Consider the following 17797-nt stretch of genomic DNA (forward strand, 5'->3'; position numbering starts at 1 on the left):
ACGCTCCCGGCGACGCCGAGCGAGGAGACGCGGATGGTGATGGATACGTTCCGCGCGGTGGCTGATCTGAAGCGGACGTATCCCCCCGAGGCGATCCAGGCGTTCGTGATCAGCGGCGCCACGGAGGTGGAGGACGTGCTCACCGTCGTCCGCCTGGCGGAGATCTGCGGGGTGCGGGTGGCGGCGGAGGGGGACGATCCGGGATTGATGCCGGTGCCTCTCTTCGAGTCGATCGAAGACCTGCGCGCCTGCCCCGGCATCTGCCGCGAGCTGTGGGCGCGCGACGACTACGGGCGGCTGCTGGAAAGCTGGGACAGGAGGCAGGAGGTGATGCTGGGGTATTCCGACAGCAACAAGGACGGCGGAATGCTCACCAGCACCTGGGAGATCTACAAGGCGCACCGCGCTTTACATGAAGTCGCGCGGGAGACGGGGGTCACGCTGCGGCTCTTCCACGGGCGCGGAGGGACGGTGGGGCGCGGCGGCGGGCCGACGCACCGGGCCATCACCAGCCAGCCGCCCGGCGCGTTCACCGGCCACCTGCGCCTGACCGAGCAGGGCGAGGTGCTGAACTGGAAGTACAGCGACACCGTGCTGGCCGAGCGCAACCTGGAGCTGATGGTGGCCGCCGCTCTCGACGCGCTGGCCAACCCCTCGCATCCCGACGCTGCGCGCGCGGAGGTGTGGGACGCCGCGATGGAGGCGATGTCGGCGGACGCGTATGCCTTCTACCGCGAGCGCATCGCGGAGAACCCCGACATCCTCGCCTACTTCGAGCAGGGGACGCCGGTGGCCGAGCTGGAGCACGCGCGCATCGGCTCGCGGCCGTCGAAACGGGGGAAGAGCAGCGGCCTGGGCGACCTGCGCGCGATCCCCTGGGTGTTCGGGTGGATGCAGAGCCGGCACGTGCTGCCGGCGTGGTTCGGCGTGGGCCACGCGCTGGAGCGCTTCGCCGCCCGCGGCGCGGACGAGGCGGCGCTGCTGGGGGAGATGACGGACACCTTCCCGCTCTTCAACGACCTGGTCCGCAACGTGGAGGTGGGGCTGGCCAAGGCGGACCTCTCCATCGCGCGGCGCTACGCCGGGCTGGTGGAGGACGAGGGCCTGCGCGAGCGGGTGTTCGGGATGGTGGAGGAGGAGCTCGTGCGCACCCGCGACGTCGTTCTGCGGATCACCGGGCAGACGCGGCTGCTGGAGGAGAACCCGGTGCTCGCGCGCTCCATCCGCCTGCGCAACCCGTACGTCGACCCCATGAGCCTGGTCCAGGTCGACCTCCTCCGCCGCAAGCGCGCCGGCGAGGAAAGCGACGCGCTGAACTACGCCCTGGCGGCCACGATCAACGGCATCTCCGCGGGGCTGCGCAACACGGGGTGACGACAACCGGCGAAGGACCGGATTGGCGAAAATGCGGCTGAAGCCGCGGCTACAACGGCACGCAGTCCGCCTTCGCGCCGCCTTCGCGGACTTCACATCCGTGCCGACGGAACATTGGTGTGGTCAGGCGATGTGGCCGAGACCGGCGACTGATGAAGTCGCAGCAACAACAACGGGAAGCTTCGCAAACTGCGCGAGGCTGTTCGGCTCGCTGCGCAGCATCGGCGCTCACGACCAACTCCCGCGAGATGAAGATTTCCCGGAGACGCCAGCCCCTCGTTGACGTCATCCTGAGGCCGGCCACACTGTACTGTGGGCCACACGAGTCTTTGCAGGCCGAAGGATCTATCGCATCCCAGCACGTGATCCCGTCAGACGCACTTCGTTTCGGAAGATCAGGAGAGATGGATGACCGGCGGTGATCTGTGGGCATCGGACGACGTCCAGGCGTGGCGCGATGCGCTGGCGTCGTATGGAGATGTGATCGAGCGGCAGGGGGTGAAGTCGCTCGCGGAGCACGACCGCTGGGTCCACGACGAGCTGCCGGGGCTGATCGCCGCGCGCGAGCCGGCGCACGTGACGCACGCGGAACTCGTGCGCGTAACCGAGTGGAAGATGGCGCGCGGGATCTGGCGCGCGCGGAACCTGGCGCTGGTGCGCGGCAACGACCCCGCGCTCGTCGAAAAGACCAGCCGGGACGCGTTCGGGAAGATTCCCCATCCCAGCGACCCGATCGCCATCCTGTCGAAGCTCGCCGGCGTCGGGCCGGCTACGGCGTCGGCGGTGGTGTCGGCTGCGGCGCCGGACATCTACCCGTTCTTCGACGAGCTGGTGGCGGCGCGCATCCCCGGGATGGGGCAGGTCACCTTCACCCCGCGCGAGTACGCCCGCTACGCCGAGGCGATCCGCGACCGCGCCGCCCGCCTGGGCCGCGGCTGGACGCCCGTCGCCGTGGAGCGCGCCATCTGGGCGCACGTGGGCGGCAAGGTGGGCACCGGCCGGCGCAAGGCGAAGCGCTCCTGATCTTCCCTTGCCAGACGTGGTATCTTCCTCCTGCGCCCGGCCCGCCGCGGCGCAGGAGAGATGTTTTCGGACCCGTGAAAGGAGGATGGGATGCAGGCTCGACTCGACGCCATGAAGGCGGCACCGGGCGCCTACCGCGCGCTGGCGCAGCTGCAGCGCTACGTGGACGGCACGTCGCTCGACCACGGCCTGATGGAGCTGGTGAAGATGCGCGCGTCGCAGATCAACGGCTGCGCGTACTGCATCGACATGCACGGCAAGGACGCGATTGCCCTGGGGGAGGACCCGCTGCGGCTGCTGGCGCTGAACGCCTGGCGCGAGACGCCGTTCTTCTCCGATCGCGAGCGCGCGGCGCTGGCCTGGACCGAGGCGGTCACGCTGGTGAGCGAGGGCCACGTTCCCGACGACGTGTTCGAGGAGGCGCGAGCGCATTTCAGCGAGGAGGAGCTGGTGAACCTGAATATGGCGGTGGTTGCGATCAACGCGTGGAACCGCGTGGCCATCCCGTTCCGCTCCGTTCCCGGCGAGTACCAGTCGCCGCACGCGCGCAAGGAAGAGCACGCCGCCGTTCCCGCGTGACGGAATCCGCATCTTCATGACACGCACGGCCCCGGATCGCTCCGGGGCCGTCGTCATTTCGCGGATCATATGACACGCACGACCCCGGCTCGCTCCGGGGCCGTCGTCATTTCGCGGATCAGGTACCCCCAACTGCGTCATCAGGGGCGATGGAGATCGCCTCACCTGCGTCGCCCATCGACAATCATCCCTCTGCAAAAAATCCGCGATACTCATCGCATGCCGAGCCCTCCACGGCATTCCCGCCGCGTCCCGGCAGCGGGGAGGTGTCCCCGCGCGCCCAGGCCTCCTGAGTCGTCCCCGCCCTGCGCGCGTCCAGGGAGGACGAAAAGAGTTCGGTCGTGAGCGCGGATGCCGCGGGGTGAGCGGATCAGCCTCGCGCAGTTTGCGAGGCCTTCCGTGGTTGTTGCTGCGACTTCAGTCGCCGGTGATCGGCTGCACTGATAGCCGAAGGGGGAAGCAGCACCCGCCGCTTCCCCCCCGTCCATCCCGCCGTTGAAGCCGGTCAGGCCATTCCGCCCGCGGCCATGCGCTTCAGCACGCCACCCGCGGTCTTCTCCAGGAAGGAGGCCATCGCCAGCTCCTCCTGCAGGTTCTCCTTCAGGATTCCGGCGCACTCCCGCTCGCCCAGCGCGTTGGCCACGGCGATGGCGGTGCGGTACGCCGCGATCTCGTAGTGCTCCACCCGCAGCCCGGAGCCCAGGTCGAAGGCGGAAAGGAGCATCTTCGAGGGCTTCTCCTCGCTCTTGAACGAGTCGTGCTCCTCGATCAGGCCCAGCGCGGCGTCGCACTTCTCCGCCTTCGGCTTCTCGCCGATGGCGCGGAAGGCGTCGTTCAGCCGCTCGATCTGGCCCTGCGTCTCGTTCACGTGCTCCTCGATGCGGGCCTTCACCTCCGGGTCCTGCGCCTCCTTCGCCAGCGTCTTGGTCGCCTTCAGGAAGGCCTTCTCGGCGAAGAGCAGGTCGCCCAGCTCGTGCTTCAGCAACTCCCGCATCTCCGTCGGCTCCCCGCCGCCGCGCGTCTCCGCTGCCCCACTGGCACGCGAGGACGAGCCGCCGCTGGAGCGGGTCGACGAGCTCTTCGTCGCACGCCCGTTGCCTGCGCCGCTGCTCCCGCCGCGCGACGAGCTGCTGCTCCTGGACGAACCGCTGCTCTTGGATGAGCCGCCGCTCCTGGACGAACCGCTGCTCTTGGACCCGCCGCTCTTCGACGACGAGGTGCCCGAGCGGCTGGACGTCTCCCGCGCGGTGGTGCCGCCGCTCTTCGACGAGCTCTTCGACGACGCGCTCTTGCGGGTGCTGCTGCTCCCGCTGCTCTTCCGCGACGAGCTGCCGCCGCTCTTCCGCGACGATGAGCCGCCGGAGCGCCCGCGGCCGCCGCTTCCCTCGCCGTCCTCGTCGCCCGTGCGGCGCACGAGCTTGTTGAAGCGGTCCAGGTCGCCGCCGCCGTGGCTCATGTCGCGGTGCAGGAAGGCCAGATCGCTCTCGTCGAACTTCTGGAACCACTCCTCCCACTCGATCCGCTCCAGGCTGCCCGCCCCGGAGTAGCCGGGGAAGTCGACGCGGATGAGGCCCGCGTCGTCGTTGCCGCTCTCGGTGCCCGCCACGCGGGCCGGCCAGCCGCCGCGCTCCTCCACCCACTGGCGGATGAAGTCGTGGTCCGTGGTCGTGTGGCCGCTGCGCTCAGTCTTCGCCATCCCCGTTCTCCCGTCCCCTGGACTCGAAAATCGCCGCAATCAGGCGCACCCCTTCGGCATTACGCGTGCCGCTATGTCTACATCGCACCCAGATAGTGCGATTCCGGCATCGCCAACTGCGTCATCAGGGGGGATGGAGATCGCCTCACCCGCGTCGCCGTCGACCATCATCCCCCTGGAAAAAATCCGCGATACTCATCGCATGCCGAGCCCTCCACGGCGTTCCCGCAACCTCCCCGCGCAAGCAGGCATCGGGGCCAATGGCGAGTGCCACCGGCCCCGGGGTGGTCGCGGTGAAGCCTCGCGGGGTTTGCGAGGCTTTCCGTGGTTGTTGCTGCGGCTTCAGCCGCCGGTGGGGGGCGCGCCGTTGCTGCTCACCAGTGGCGCGAGCTGCGCCAGCACCGCGGGAACGTCGTCGGCCAGGATCACCACCAGGTCGCCGGGCTCCATCAGGTCCATCGCGCGGACCAGGGCGGCGTCCTCGAACTCCACCGTCTCGCGGCGGTCGGCGCCCAGGCCGCCGCGCTCCAGCCCCTCGCCGATCAGGCGCGACACCTCGCCCGGCGGGCGGCCGCGGCGGTACTGCTCGGCCTCCTTCACCACCACGTAGTCCAGCACGGCCACCAGCTCCCCCAGCTCCCGCAGGTCCTCGTCGCGGCGGTCGCCCGGCATGGTCACCACACCGATGCGCCGCCCGCCGGGCATCCGCGCCACGAACTCCATCAACCCGCGGATCGCCGCCGGGTTGTGCGCGTAATCGACGATCACCGTCCCCCGCTCCGTCCGCATCACGTTCATCCGCCCCGGCGTGGACGCGGCCGAGGGGATGAAGGTGCGCAGCCCCTCCGCGATCGCCTCGGCGGGGATGCCCTGCACGTGCGCGGCGGCCACGGCGGCCAGCAGGTTGCCCAGCTGGAAGCGCGCGGCGCCGCCCATCGCCAGCGGCACGTCGGCCACGGCGATGATGGGGATGCGCTCGCCGTCGCGGCGGCCGCGGTGGACCACGATCCACTCGCCATCGCCCCCGTCCTCCACCACCACGGCGATGCCGCCGCGCGACAGGTGCCCGGCCACGGCGGGCGAGCCCTCGCCGGCGATCGAGGTGAGGACGACCGTTCCCGGCGTCCGCTCGCGCATCGGCAGCACCAGCGGGTCTTCCGCGTTCAGCACCGCGAAGCCGCCGGGCTTCACGATCGCGGGGACCACCGCCTTCACCTCCGCCAGCTGCTCCACGGTGTGGATGCCGCGCAGCCCCAGGTGGTCGGCGGTCACGTTCAGCACGATGCCGACGTCGCAGGCGTCGTAGCCCAGGCCGGAGCGCAGGATGCCGCCGCGCGCCGTCTCCAGCACCGCCACGTCCACCTGCGGGTGCGAGAGGATGACGCCGGCGGCGAACGGGCCGGTGAAATCGCCCTCCATCAGCAGCGTTTCCTGCAGGTAGATGCCGTCCGTCGTGGCCAGCCCCACGCACGCGCCCGTCCGCCGGAAGAGGTGCGCGATCAGGCGCGTGGTGGTCGTCTTCCCGTTCGTTCCCGTGATGCCGATGACGGGGATCTCGCCCGTGCTCCCGGGCGGGTAGATCCAGTCCACGATCGCGCCGGCCACGTCGCGCGGCGTGCCCTCGTCCGGGTCGGTGTGCATCCGGATGCCGGGGGATGCGTTGACCTCGATGATCGCCGCGCCGTTCTCGTCGAAGGGGATGGAGATGTCGGCGGTGAGCACGTCGATCCCCGCGATGTCCAGCCCCACGGCGCCGGCCGCCAGCACGCAGAGCGCCGCGTTGCGGGGATGGATCTCGTCCGTGCGGTCCACCGAGGTGCCGCCGGTGGAGATGTTGGCCGTGGCGCGCAGAAACACCGTCTCCCCCGCGGCGGGAACGGTGCCGAGCGACCGGCCGGTGCGCGCCAGGAACTCCGCCGTGATCTCGTCCAGGGGGATGGGGACGAGGGTGCGATCGGGGTTCATCGGCTCGCGGCGGGGATCGAGGTTCGTCTCCTCCGCCAGCGCGCGGATCGTCCTCTCCCCATCGCCCACCACCCGCGCGGGGATGCGCTCGGTGACGGCGGCGACGCGCCCGTTCACCACCAGCACGCGGTGGTCGCGCCCGGCAACGAAGCGCTCGACCACCACCTGCTCGTGCAGCGTGGCCGCGTCCTCCCACGCGCGCTCCAGCGCCTCCGCCGAGTCGATGCGGCCGGAGATGCCACGGCCGTCGTTGGCGTCCAGCGGCTTCACCAGCACGGGAAAGCCCAGCCGCTCCGCCGTCTTCATTGCCGCCTCGACACTCGTCGCCACCTCGCCCTGGGGGACGGGGATTCCGAAGCGGGTGGAGAGGACGTGCTTGGTGCGGTGCTTGTCGGAGGTGAGGTCGGTGGCCAGGACGCTGGTGAAGTCGGTCATCGAGCCGTCCAGCCGGCGCAGGTTGCGGCCCAGGCCCAGCTGCACCGCGCGCTCGCCGGGAAAGCGCCGCACCGGGATCCCCCGCCGCCGCGCCGCCACGAGGATCGCCGACGCGGTGGGCCCCGGGTGCACGCGGCAGTGGATCTCGCGCAGCACGGCCACGGCGCGCTCCGCGTCGGCGGGCTGGCCGGCGAGGCAGCGGTTCAGCAGCGCTTCGGCCTCGTACAGGCTCTCGACGCCGGCCTCATCCTCGGTGTAGCCGACGGCCACCTGCGGCGCGTCGCCGTGCAGGCCGGGGAAGACGCGCACGAAGCCCGTCTCCATCCCCGCGAGCGTCTGCAGCGCCGCCGCGACCCGGCCCACGAGCGAGGCCCAGGCGGTGGGCGGCGCCGCATCTCCCGAATCGGTTTGCGCGGACAGCGTCGGGAAGGCGGCGGCGAGCTGCCGGGCGAGGTCGGGGATCGCGGCGGGCGGCCGCGCGGCGAGGGACGGCGCGAGCTCGACCTCGCACGCGGCAACGGGGTGCGTGGCCCACAGGCTGGGCCCGCGCAGCGCGCGAACGCCGCGCAGGCGGATCTCCGGTTTCGCGTCGCTCAAGCGTCCTTGCCCGGCGCGCCGTGCGAGCCGGTGCCGCCTTCGGCCGGCGGCAGGTCTCCGGCCGCGGGCCGGGATGCGGGCGCGCAGTCGATGCGGCGCGAGAACGTGTGCCGGGGCTCGGCCGGCGCGGTGTCGGGCGCGGCCGAGGGTCGCGTGGGGGGCTGGGATTTCATTGAACGGGCACTGCGTTGCAGGATGATGAGGGAATTAGCCGGCTCCATCGCGACGCATCGGCGGAGCCCGTTCAGTAGCACCGCGCGTGCCCCGCGCGCAAGGAAGCGGGTCGCGGGCGGGACCCGCACCGGCGGCTGAAGCCGCAGCAACAACTACGGGAAGCCTCGCAAACTGCGCGAGGCTGGTCCGCTCACTCCGTGGCATCGTCGCTCAAGCGACCTGCGTGGCGCGGGGGGACGACTCAGGATCACGTCTTTCCTCGCCGCATCAACCCCGACGTCATCCTGAGGCCGCCCACGCCGTATCGAACGTCCACACGAGAGGTTGCAGGCCGAAGGATCTATCGCCGCCGCAGCACGTCATTCGGCAAGATGCACTGATCTTCCGCCGCATCTGGTATTACGTCAACGGATTCGATCAGGGGTGCCGATGCTAGATGACATTGGTGGTTGGGAGACGTGGTGATGCGTGGGCTGCTGCACGGGTGCGTCGGGGACGCCGGGAGGGCTCGACATGCGATGAGGTATCGCGGATCTTTTGTGGAGAGGTGACGCGGGTTGCGGGGGCGATTCGACAGGCTGACGTGCTTGGAAGGTATGGATCCTTCGGCCTGCAAATGATTTCGTGGGAACGGATTGCGGTGTGGCCGGCCTCAGGATGACGTCACCTTCTTGTCTCCTCCCAGTTTGCGATCTCCATCCCCTGATGGCGCAGATGCAGGGTGCGTGGCCGCGGAGTTGCCCGAGACTGCGATGGGGGCGACGAGGATTACCGGACGGAACGGAGAAATGGAATTTCACTACGCGGATGAATCGGATGCGGCGTTCCTGGCCGACATCAACCGGCAGCTGATCGAAGACGAGTGGGACGGCGGCGGGATGTCGCTGGCGGGGCTGGAGAAGCGGATGCGGCGCTGGCTGTCGGAAGACGAGTACAAGGCGATCCTCTTCCAGGAGCGGGGGACGACGGTCGCCTACTGCATGCTGAGCGTGGATGAGGACTCGGCGTACATCCGCCACTTCTTCGTGCTGCACGAGCACCGCAGCGGCGGCGTGGGCCGGCGCGCGGTGGAACTGCTGTTCCGCGAGATCATTCCGCCGGACGTGCGCGTCACGCTGGACGTGCTGGCCAGCAACCGCGCCGGCCACCGCTTCTGGCGCTCCGTCGGCTTCACCGACTACTCCGTCCGGATGGAGCGCGATCCCGCGGCGAAGACATCATCGGCGGAGCCTCCCCCCGCGGGCCCTCCCCCCGCGGCTTAGGCCGCGTACCCCCTCCCGATAACGGAGGGGGTAACTTCGACCGGGGCGCGCGGGCGGGGGTGAATGCCTCGTTTTTCGTGTGGCGCGGGGCCCATTGAAGCATCGTGGCGCTCTGGAGTTTCTTGCGCGGAACGCACGGCCGTCCGTGCTGCACGGGTGTGGCGGGATCGTTCGGGAGGGCTCGGCGTGCGATGAGTTATCGCGGATTTTTTGCAGAGGGAGGATTGTCCCAACGCGCCACGGGTTGGGTGGTCTCGAATCCCCCCTGATGACGCAGTTGAGGATATCGGGGCCGCGACATTGTCGGATGGCGCGGCCCATTTCTTTTGCGGAGCTATGACTTGTCGTCGTCGCCGTGGCGTTCGTGCTCGTCGTGGTCTTCGGCCTCCGCGCCCGCGGGGGTGACGAGGTACCACTCGCCGCCTGCGTCCTTCACGTCGTTGCCGCGCGGTACGTTGCCGCCCCCGTCGGCGGAGTAGTAGTAGAGCGGATGCTGGTTGTAGGTGATCTGCGAGCTGCCGTCGCGCCGCTTCGATACGCCGAGCATGGACGACTGCACCCCCGCCGCGCCCGCGGCCGCCGCGCCCTGCGCGCCGATCAGCGGCGGCCAGAGCCCGGCGCACGCTTCGTAGCACGCGCTCTCGCCGTTCTTGTCGGCGGTGTACATGTACAGCGGGCGCCCCGTGCGGTCGGCGATGAAGGTGCCCACCCCGGCCGCGTTGCCGGTCGTCAGCTGCACGCCGCCCTGCGCAGCCGCGGCCGCGGTGTCCGTCCCGCCGGGAGCTGTCACCGGAGTGGCGGGAGCCGGCGCGGCCGCCGTGCTCGCGGTGGAGTCCACGTTGCCACCGCCGTTGTCATCTCCATCGCGGTCACCGCCGCACGCGGCGAGCACGCACATCGTCATCGCGCCGCTCAGCGCGAGGATCTGCCGTCGGTTCATCTTCCCCCTCCTGGCGTGGGTCGTGGGAACTTCGGATGGAGATCGGATCCCCATCATCCGACAGATCACGGCTTGGGCTTCGGCTTCGGGGGGAGGACGTCCCTTCCGCCGCCCGATTTCTTCCCGGACTTCTTGCTCGGCAATCCTCCCGGTCCCTTCTTTCCGCCCCCGCCGCTCTTCGATCCGCCGCCGCTCGTCGCCATCGCAACCTCGCTTGGTTCAGGATCCGCGGATTCGCTGACGCGTCCGTCACCCGCAAGATCGCAACCGAAACGGCCTCGTTGCTTACGGCGCCGCGACGCGCGTGAACGTCTCCGCCGGGGCGTTGCCGTCGGCCACCTGGAAGCCGGTGACGGCGCCGCCGGATTCGCGGAAGGTGATGATGAGGTGCGGCGTGTTCTGGAAGCGGAAGCGGTTGGGGCCAACCGGGAGCAGGGGGATGTCGCGCCCGAGGAAGACCTGGTGCAGCCGACCTCCGGCCACGCGCATCTCCACCGACATCGCCATGCCGTGGAACTGGCCGGAGTAGTGCCCGGCGAAGCGGGCGAGCGCCGCCGAATCCATCTCCATCACTCCGCCGGAGGCGATCGCGGTGGGGAACGGCGGCCGGGTGACGCGCTCCATGCACGAGGCGTCGACCGCCTTCGCGTCCGCCGTGCGGATGAAGGCCACCTGCAGGGCGACCCAGCACTCGTCGGCACCCACCAGGCCGTAGGTGGAGTGCCCCGCGCTGGGGATCATCACCAGCCGCCCGTTGGGGAAACCGCGCAGCATCCGCCGGGCATGCTGCGGCGCGGTGGCGGGGTCCAGCTGGCCGTTGACCACGAGCACAGGGACCTCCGAGCGGATCGGGTCGGCGAACGACGCGGGGAGGGTGGGATGCGGCCACGCGGCGCAGGCAGCCTTCTGGTCGCGCACGCGCCAGTCGCCGAACCACCCCCCGCGCGCCAGCCGCGCCGCCTCGGCGGTGTCGACGAAATCCACGTCCTCGGGACAGGTGACGGCCAGGTAGTCGCCGCGGCTGGAGCCGCTCACCATCCCCATCCGCCAGTACAGCGCCTCTTCCGCCGCCGGCCCGAAATCCCCCCGCGCCGCGCGGTTCACCACCGCGGGGATGAGCGCCGACGTGCTGGCCACGTAGGCCATGTACCGCAGCGCCTCGGCGAAGCGCTCGCGCGACAGGCGCACGGTGGCCACCCCGCCGCTCTGCGGATCGACGACCGTCGCCTCGGCGGGGCCGGCGTCCAGACGGCGCAGGCTGGCGCGCAGGTCGGCGGCGGGGTCGGGGAAGGCGGCGTGGCAGCCGGGGTCGCGCGCGCAGCCGGCGAACACGCCCGCGATGGCCGCCTCCGCATCTTCGGCCACGGTGAGCGGGTAGCGGATGTCGGTCGGCACCGCGCCGAACATCAGGATCGCGCGAACGTGCCCGGGGTGGCGGCGGAGGTAGACCAGCGCCGTGCGCGTGCCGTACGACTCGCCGAACAGGTCCAGCCGCTCGTAGCCCAGCCCCGCGCGCAGCTCCTCCAGGTCGTCCGCGACCGGCGCGGAGGCGTACCGCGTGACGTCGGCGCGCGGCTGGAGCGCGGCGGCGCAGCGGGCCACGCCGTCGGGCGTGAAGAACTCGACCAGGTAGCTCTGGAGATTGCCCGGGGTGGAGATCTCGCAGGGGAGCGGGTTGGAGGCGCCGGTGCCGCGGCTGTCCATGATCAGCAGGTCGCGCGTGTCGCGGGCGCCGGCGAGCCGCTGCGCCGTGAAGGCCGCCTCGTCGGTCGACGTCTCCCCCGGCCCGCCCGCGAAGTAGACGATCGCCTCCTTCGCCGCCGCCGCGCCGGTGGCGGGGATCACCACGAAGCGGATGGGGATGCGGCGCCCGCTCCGCGCCTCGCGGTTCTCCCACACCTGCAGGGTGCCGCACCGCGCCGGCCCGTCCAGCTCGGGGATGGTGCACGGCTCGGTGTTCAGCGACGGATCGGCGGTCTGCGCGACAGCGGTTGCGGCGCGCCCGACCAGGAGCGCCAGGGCGGCCAGGGCGAGGCGGGACGATGCGCGGGCTCGGTTCATCGGCGGGTGCGGTGCGGGTTTCCGGCGGGAACGGCGGATGGAGATGGGATGCGTCCCCACTCTACGAGGTTCGGACCGTCGCGGGTTTCGCGGAGGGAGATGGGGATCATCGTTCCGAGGTGAGCGCTTCCACTCATGCCGAATCCGGGAATTCAGTTCGTGCATCCTCGCCGCCTCTACCGGACGTCATCCTGAGGCCGGCCACGCCGCAACCCGAATCGGTGCAAGCGCTTGCAGGCCGAAGGATCTATCGCCGGTGCAGCACGTGATTTGGCGAGATGCACTGATTCGTCCGCATGATTCGGTATCATCCCGTTTCCGAAGCGCACGTGCGGTGACGGGCTATGGATCCTTCGGCCTGCCGTCCTGGGTGTGTGGATCGGCTCCGTCGTGGCCGGCCTCAGGATGACGTCTCTGGGCGCGGTCAAATCACATTCGATCTCAGAACGTGAGCGTCACCGACTCGATCTCCACGCCGCAGGTGCCGGGGCGCGGCACCGCGCCGGGCGGGCGGCGGAGCGAGAACTGGATCCGCTCGATGACGGGGAGGCGGATGGTGTCGCCGCTGCCGCCGCGTCCCTCGGCCGGGGCCATCCAGTAGTTCCACTCGCCGGGATAGCCCTCGGGGAGCATCACCGCGCGCGCCGGGCGGAAGTCCGCGAGGGGGATCGTGCGCTCCGCCCACGTGGAATCCACCGCCACGGCCGCGCTCCACCCGGTGCCGTCCTTCTCCACCAGCGTGAGATGGACGGTCTGCGCCGGGCCCACGCCGCGCAGCCGCACCCGCACGCCGGACGCGCGACTAACGTCCGCCGCGCGCGCCTCGACGCGCTCCGCGATCACCAGCGACGCGGTGTAGTCCTCCGGCGAGAAGCCGCCGACCACGGGAAGCTCCAGGTGCAGCGCCGGCTCGCCCGTGGCGGCGGACGGGACGATGCGGAACAGGCCCTGCCGGATCGCGTCGCCGATGCGGCTGAACGCCAGCCGCGGCGCGTCCACCCCCGCGGTGAAGAGCCGCAGCGGCGTCCCCGGCCGCACGACCTCCGTCGTCCAGTACCCGTGGCCGGAATAGTCCCACTCCCACGGCCGCCGGCGCACGCCCTCGGGGTACGTCATCGCCCACAACCCGCGCGTGAGGGTGACGGCGTACTCGTACGGGCCCGCGAGAAGCGAGTCGGCGGGGATCGCGGCGCGATACTCGTATCCCCCCGCCGCCCGCATGGCGTAGTGACGGAAGGAGGAGACGCCAAGCGGACGGATCGACAGCGTCACCGAGTCCGGCCGGCCCGCGGCGGCCACCCGCGCGCCGATCTCGATCGCCGTCCCCGCCAGATACTGCGGCCGCGCGATGGGCTCGACCTGCACCTCGGCCGTGTCGCGTGGCGGCGCGTGGTACTCCGCCATCCCCACCCGCCCGATCCACCGCGGCAGCGTCGCCGGAGCGACGTCGCCGCGCGCGGAAAGCAGGTATACGCCGGGGGTGACGGTGAAGCGCCCGTCCTGCGCCCTCGGGCTCGCATCCAGATCCCCCGCGAGCGCGCGGACGGAGAAGGACGGGCCCAGGTCGGGGAGGGAGATGCGCATCTCCCACGCGCGATGGACGGCGCGGGTGACGATCCTGTCGCGGCTTGGCATCTCGAACGGGTCGCGGATGGGGACGGCGTCGGGATACACCTCCAGCCGCCAGACGCCCGGCCGCACGCGGTCCAGGAAGTACACGCCCTCGCCGTCGTAGCCCACGACGGGCGACGAGCCGTATCCCGCGACGCGCGCCAGCCGCTCCGGGTGCGGCGGCACCGTCCGCGTCGTTCCCGCGTAGAGGAACGCGTCGTCGGCGGCCAGCTCGCCCAGGTTCTCCTCGTAGCTCACCCGGAAATCGCCGAAGCGCGTGTTCGCCGGGTAGGCGCCATACTGCTGATTCCGCGGCAGCCGCCGCATGGCCTCGGCGGCGATCACGGCGCTCATGGCCTTGCGCGGCGTGTACACCAGGTTCAGGTAGTGCGTCTGCCACCCCAGGTTGCGCGAGGCGGTGCCCAGCATGTCGTACGCGAACATGGCCGCGAACTGCGTTCCCACCGAGCGGAAGGTGCGCGCCATGGCCGGATACATGTACCCGGTGCGCAGGTCCGGCGAGTCGAACTCGTAGACGATGCGCGGCATCCCGGCCAGCCGCCGCACGCGCAGGCTGTCGTACGCGTCCACGCCGCGAAGGTAGTTGCCGCGCAGCTCGTGCCCGGAGTTCAGCCCGGTGGGGTACCAGCCGAAGGTCACCCCCTGCGCCCGCGAGCCGCGGATGGCGGCGGCGATGCGGAAGTCTTGGCTGACGTTGTAGAAGATGAGCTTGCGGCACCCCGTGCTCCGCACCGCGTCCGCCAGCGCGTTTATGTAGCGGATGGAGCCGGGCAGGTCCTCGGGGTGGTGCCAGGGCTCGTTCACCAGCTCGATGAAGAGGATGGCCGGCTCGTCCTTCAGCGCCACGCCGGTGTACGGGTTCACGTGCCGCAGGATCTGGCGGAGATAGTTGGCCTGCGCGGCGATGGCCTCCGGACGCGTGCCCAGCCCGCCGCGCCCGTACACGCGCCCGAAGCCGGGGAACACCGAGTCGCCGAGCGCGTCCGGCCATCCCGCGTCGTACGTCTGGATGGGGCTGAACAGGATGTAGATCCCCCGCTCGCGCGCCTTCGCCACCAGGTAGTCCATCAGGTCCAGGTGGTCGTTGCGGATCAGGTTCCCCGCCGGGTCCGCGCTCTCCCAGTCTCCCCAGAACGCCACGCGCACCCCGTCCCACCCCATCCGGGCGAAGTGCGCCATGTCCTCGTCGATCAGCTTCCTGCGGTCCAGCCCGAGGTAGCCCGCCGCCCGGTAGTCGGACGCGGACGGGAGCGTGTAGTTGGCCCCGAACAGCGCCACCTCGCCGCGGTCGTCCGTCCACCGCACCACCCCCGCGCGGTCCAGGAAGACGTCGCGCGTCGCCGCCCGTGGCGCGCCGCCGTTCTGCGCCCCCGCGACCGCGGGGACGAGGAGCGTGAGGCCGAGCAGCATCCGCGCGAAACGAGGCATCGCACCAGCGGGGGCAGGGGGAGATGGGGATGATGGGGATATCGTACGTCCCCCTGCGCCCGATCGCACGGGGGTGGACGCCGGGCGCCGATCGTGCATGCCGACGGCGGGCGATACGAGACTGAACCACGGGAAGGGTGACGAGGATGCTGCTGGAGGGAAAGGTCGCGCTGGTGACCGGCGCGTCGCGCGGGATCGGGGCGGCCACCGCGCGCGAGCTGGCCGCGCACGGGGCCGCCGTCGGCGTGAACTGGTGGCGGAGCGAGGCCGCCGCGCGCGACGTCGTTGCCGCCATCGAGGCGGCGGGCGGCCGGGCGCTCGCCCTGGGCGCCGACGTGCGCGACGCCGACGCGGTGCGGGCGATGACCGACCGGCTCGCGGCGGAATTCGGCGGGGTGGACGTGGTGGTGAACAGCGCGCTGCACAACTACCGCTTCGATCCCGTCGCCAACCCGCGCTTCGAGGCGATGGAGTGGAGCGGCTTCCAGGACCAGATCGACGGCACGGTGAAGGCCGCCGTGAACACCTGCCAGGCCGCGCTCCCGCACTTCCGGGCGCGCGGCGGCGGGCGCGTGGTCAACATCCTCACCAACCTCATCACCAACCCCGTGGTGGCCTATCACGCGTACACGACGGCCAAGAGCGCCATGCTGGGGTTCAGCCGCAACCTGGCCGCGGAGCTGGGGCCGGAGAACGTGACCGTGAACATGATCGGGGGCGGGCTGATCATGGGCACCGCCGCGTCGGAGCCCACCACGCCCGAGGTGCAGGAGATCGTGCGCGGCGCCACCCCGCTGCGCCGCCTCGGCCGCCCCGAGGACGTCGGCCGCGCCGTGGTCGCGCTGGCGTCGGACCTCATGGCCTTCGCCACCGGCCAGTACATCGCGATCGACGGCGGGCTGACGATGCCGTGATGGGCACGGGCAGGGCGAATGAATTCGCGGCAACAACGGCCCGAAGTCCGCCTTCGCGGACTCGCCGCCGCACCATCGTGGCGGCTCCAGGCGGACGGTGCTCTCCTCGCTGAGTTCTCCCCTCCCCCGCGGAGCGGGCGGAGGGGCCGGGGGAGGGGGCCGGCCGGGCAATCAGGGTGCTTCGGACTCGCGCCGTCCCCTGTCCCCTCAATCCCCGAACGAGATACCGAGCTGGCGGGCGGAGACCACCATGTCGTCGTCCAGGGGCACGCGCTTGATCTCGGAGATGGCCTCGGCGAGGGGGACGGCGCGGACGTGGGCGCCCTGCAGGGCCACCATCGTCCCCAGGCTCCCCTCCTTGATGCAGCGCACTGCCGCCGCCCCGAAGCGCATGGCCAGGTTGCGGTCGTACGCGATCGGGCTGCCGCCGCGCTGGATGTGGCCCAGCACCAGCGGCCGCGTCTCCTTGCCGGTGAGGATCTCGATCTCCTCGGCCAGGCGGTCGGCGATGCCGCCGTAGCGCCCGCTCGCGTCCACGTAGCTGGGCTGCCCCCCGGCCGGGCTGGCGCCCTCGGCGGCCACCACGATGCTGAAGCGGCGGCCGTGCTGGTCGCGCTCGCGCACCTTCTCGGCGATGCGGTCCAGGTGGTACGGGATCTCGGGGATCAGGATCACGTCGGCGCCGCCCGCGATCCCGCTCTCCACCGCGATCCAGCCGGTGTGGCGCCCCATCACCTGCACCACCATCACCCGCTGGTGCGCCTCGGCGGTCGAGTGCAGGCGGCCGATGGCGTCGGTGGCCACCTCCACCGCCGTCTGGAAGCCGAAGGTGACGTCCGTCGCCCGCAGATCGTTGTCGATGGTCTTGGGCACGCCGATCACCGGCAGCCCCTTGCGGTGCAGCGCGTGGGCGATGTTCAGCGACCCGTCGCCGCCGATGGCGATCAGGGCGTCGATCTCCAGCCGCTGGAAGGCCTCGATGATCTCGTCGGAACGGTCCACCTTCCCCCACGTGCCGTCCGGCTGGCGCACCTCCAGGCCGAACGGGTTGCCGCGCGTGGTGGTGCCCAGGATGGTGCCGCCCAGGTGGGCGATGCCGCGCACGGCGTGGGCGTTCAGCGGAAAGACGCCCGCCTCGCCGTCGACCTCGGGCTCCAGCACGCCCATGTAGCCGCGGCGGATCCCCAGCACCTCCCACCCCTCGTTCAGCGCCGCCAGCGTGGCGGCGCGGATCACGCCGTTCAGCCCCGGCGCGTCGCCGCCGCCGGTGTTGATCGCAATGCGGCGGATGCCGCGTCCCCCGTCGGCCATCGTCTCCCCCGGTCCCCATCCGTGGCGCCCGCCGTTTGCGTGGCGCGCACAAGATTGCCCCCGCACCCGTCGCCTGCAAGCGACGCTCCGGCGCCGTTGCCACCGGGTGGCGCGCAAGGTATGCTGCACCGCGAGGCCTGCATCTCCCAAAGCGCGATCAGGGGGATGAAGATGGCGGATGGGTCGAGGAGGACGGTGGATCGGGGATACCGGCGGGTCCTGCCGGCCGCGTCCCGGTGCGTGCCCGCAGGATGCGGGTGCGGGGGAAAGATGCCACTGAAGTGGCGGCTACAACGGCACGCAGTCCGCCTTCGCGGACTTCCCCTGGCCGGCATTCGCTCGAATCCGATGCTGCGGTGTACGGAGCCCCAGCCGGGGAGCGCGGAGACCACTCTCGCACTCTCGC

Annotated in this window: 11 protein-coding genes; 5 read left to right on the top strand and 6 right to left on the bottom strand. The window is 71.2% G+C overall.

The genetic code is table 11. The features are described from left to right. The 3 genes from VLK66_RS06900 to VLK66_RS06910 all read left to right on the top strand — a co-directional run. The coding region (locus tag VLK66_RS06900; protein ID WP_325308647.1) for a phosphoenolpyruvate carboxylase at window positions 1-1374 on the top strand (1374 nt) is incomplete at its 5' end. Between the two features lie 408 nt (window positions 1375-1782). After that, the gene (locus tag VLK66_RS06905) at window positions 1783-2397 is read left to right on the top strand and encodes a hypothetical protein (protein ID WP_325308648.1); all 615 of its coding nucleotides are present in this window, start codon (window positions 1783-1785) and stop codon (window positions 2395-2397) included. A 90-nt stretch (window positions 2398-2487) separates the two neighbouring features. Further along, window positions 2488-2976: a carboxymuconolactone decarboxylase family protein gene (locus tag VLK66_RS06910; protein ID WP_325308649.1), complete on the top strand. Its 489-nt coding sequence runs from the start codon at window positions 2488-2490 to the stop codon at window positions 2974-2976. Between the two features lie 505 nt (window positions 2977-3481). On the opposite strand, the gene VLK66_RS06915 is transcribed toward VLK66_RS06910, so the two are convergent. Beyond that, a complete protein-coding gene (locus tag VLK66_RS06915; protein ID WP_325308650.1) occupies window positions 3482-4672 on the bottom strand; it encodes a ferritin-like domain-containing protein in 1191 nt (396 codons plus the stop codon). A 342-nt stretch (window positions 4673-5014) separates the two neighbouring features. Beyond that, a complete protein-coding gene (gene cphA, locus VLK66_RS06920; protein ID WP_325308651.1) occupies window positions 5015-7669 on the bottom strand; it encodes a cyanophycin synthetase in 2655 nt (884 codons plus the stop codon). Between the two features lie 962 nt (window positions 7670-8631). On the opposite strand from cphA, the gene VLK66_RS06925 reads away from it, so the two are divergent. Then, window positions 8632-9105, top strand: coding sequence for a GNAT family N-acetyltransferase (locus VLK66_RS06925; RefSeq protein ID WP_325308652.1), 474 nt, complete (start codon window positions 8632-8634; stop codon window positions 9103-9105). 334 nt (window positions 9106-9439) lie between these two features. Here VLK66_RS06925 and VLK66_RS06930 read toward each other — a convergent pair whose 3' ends face one another. The 3 genes from VLK66_RS06930 to VLK66_RS06940 all read right to left on the bottom strand — a co-directional run bounded on the left by VLK66_RS06930 (window position 9440) and on the right by VLK66_RS06940 (window position 15166). After that, on the bottom strand, window positions 9440-10045 hold the full coding sequence (locus VLK66_RS06930; protein ID WP_325308653.1) for a hypothetical protein: 606 nt from the start codon (window positions 10043-10045) through the stop codon (window positions 9440-9442). A 285-nt stretch (window positions 10046-10330) separates the two neighbouring features. Further along, window positions 10331-12106 carry an alpha/beta hydrolase gene (locus VLK66_RS06935; protein ID WP_325308654.1) on the bottom strand — a complete coding sequence of 592 codons (1776 nt, stop codon included), beginning with the start codon at window positions 12104-12106 and terminating at the stop codon, window positions 10331-10333. Between the two features lie 441 nt (window positions 12107-12547). Further along, window positions 12548-15166: a hypothetical protein gene (locus VLK66_RS06940; protein ID WP_325308655.1), complete on the bottom strand. Its 2619-nt coding sequence runs from the start codon at window positions 15164-15166 to the stop codon at window positions 12548-12550. A 146-nt stretch (window positions 15167-15312) separates the two neighbouring features. Between VLK66_RS06940 and VLK66_RS06945 the strand changes: the two genes are divergently transcribed. Continuing rightward, entirely contained in the window at window positions 15313-16080 is a 768-nt protein-coding gene (locus tag VLK66_RS06945; protein WP_325308813.1) for an SDR family oxidoreductase, read from the top strand. 207 nt (window positions 16081-16287) lie between these two features. Here the strand turns inward: VLK66_RS06945 and VLK66_RS06950 are convergent, their stop codons facing one another. Further along, on the bottom strand, window positions 16288-17391 hold the full coding sequence (locus VLK66_RS06950) for an ATP-dependent 6-phosphofructokinase (protein ID WP_325308656.1): 1104 nt from the start codon (window positions 17389-17391) through the stop codon (window positions 16288-16290). Window positions 17392-17797: the final 406 nt, after the last annotated feature.

The sequence above is a fragment of the Longimicrobium sp. genome (assembly GCF_035474595.1).
In the GTDB taxonomy this organism is placed as follows: Bacteria; Gemmatimonadota; Gemmatimonadetes; order Longimicrobiales; family Longimicrobiaceae; genus Longimicrobium.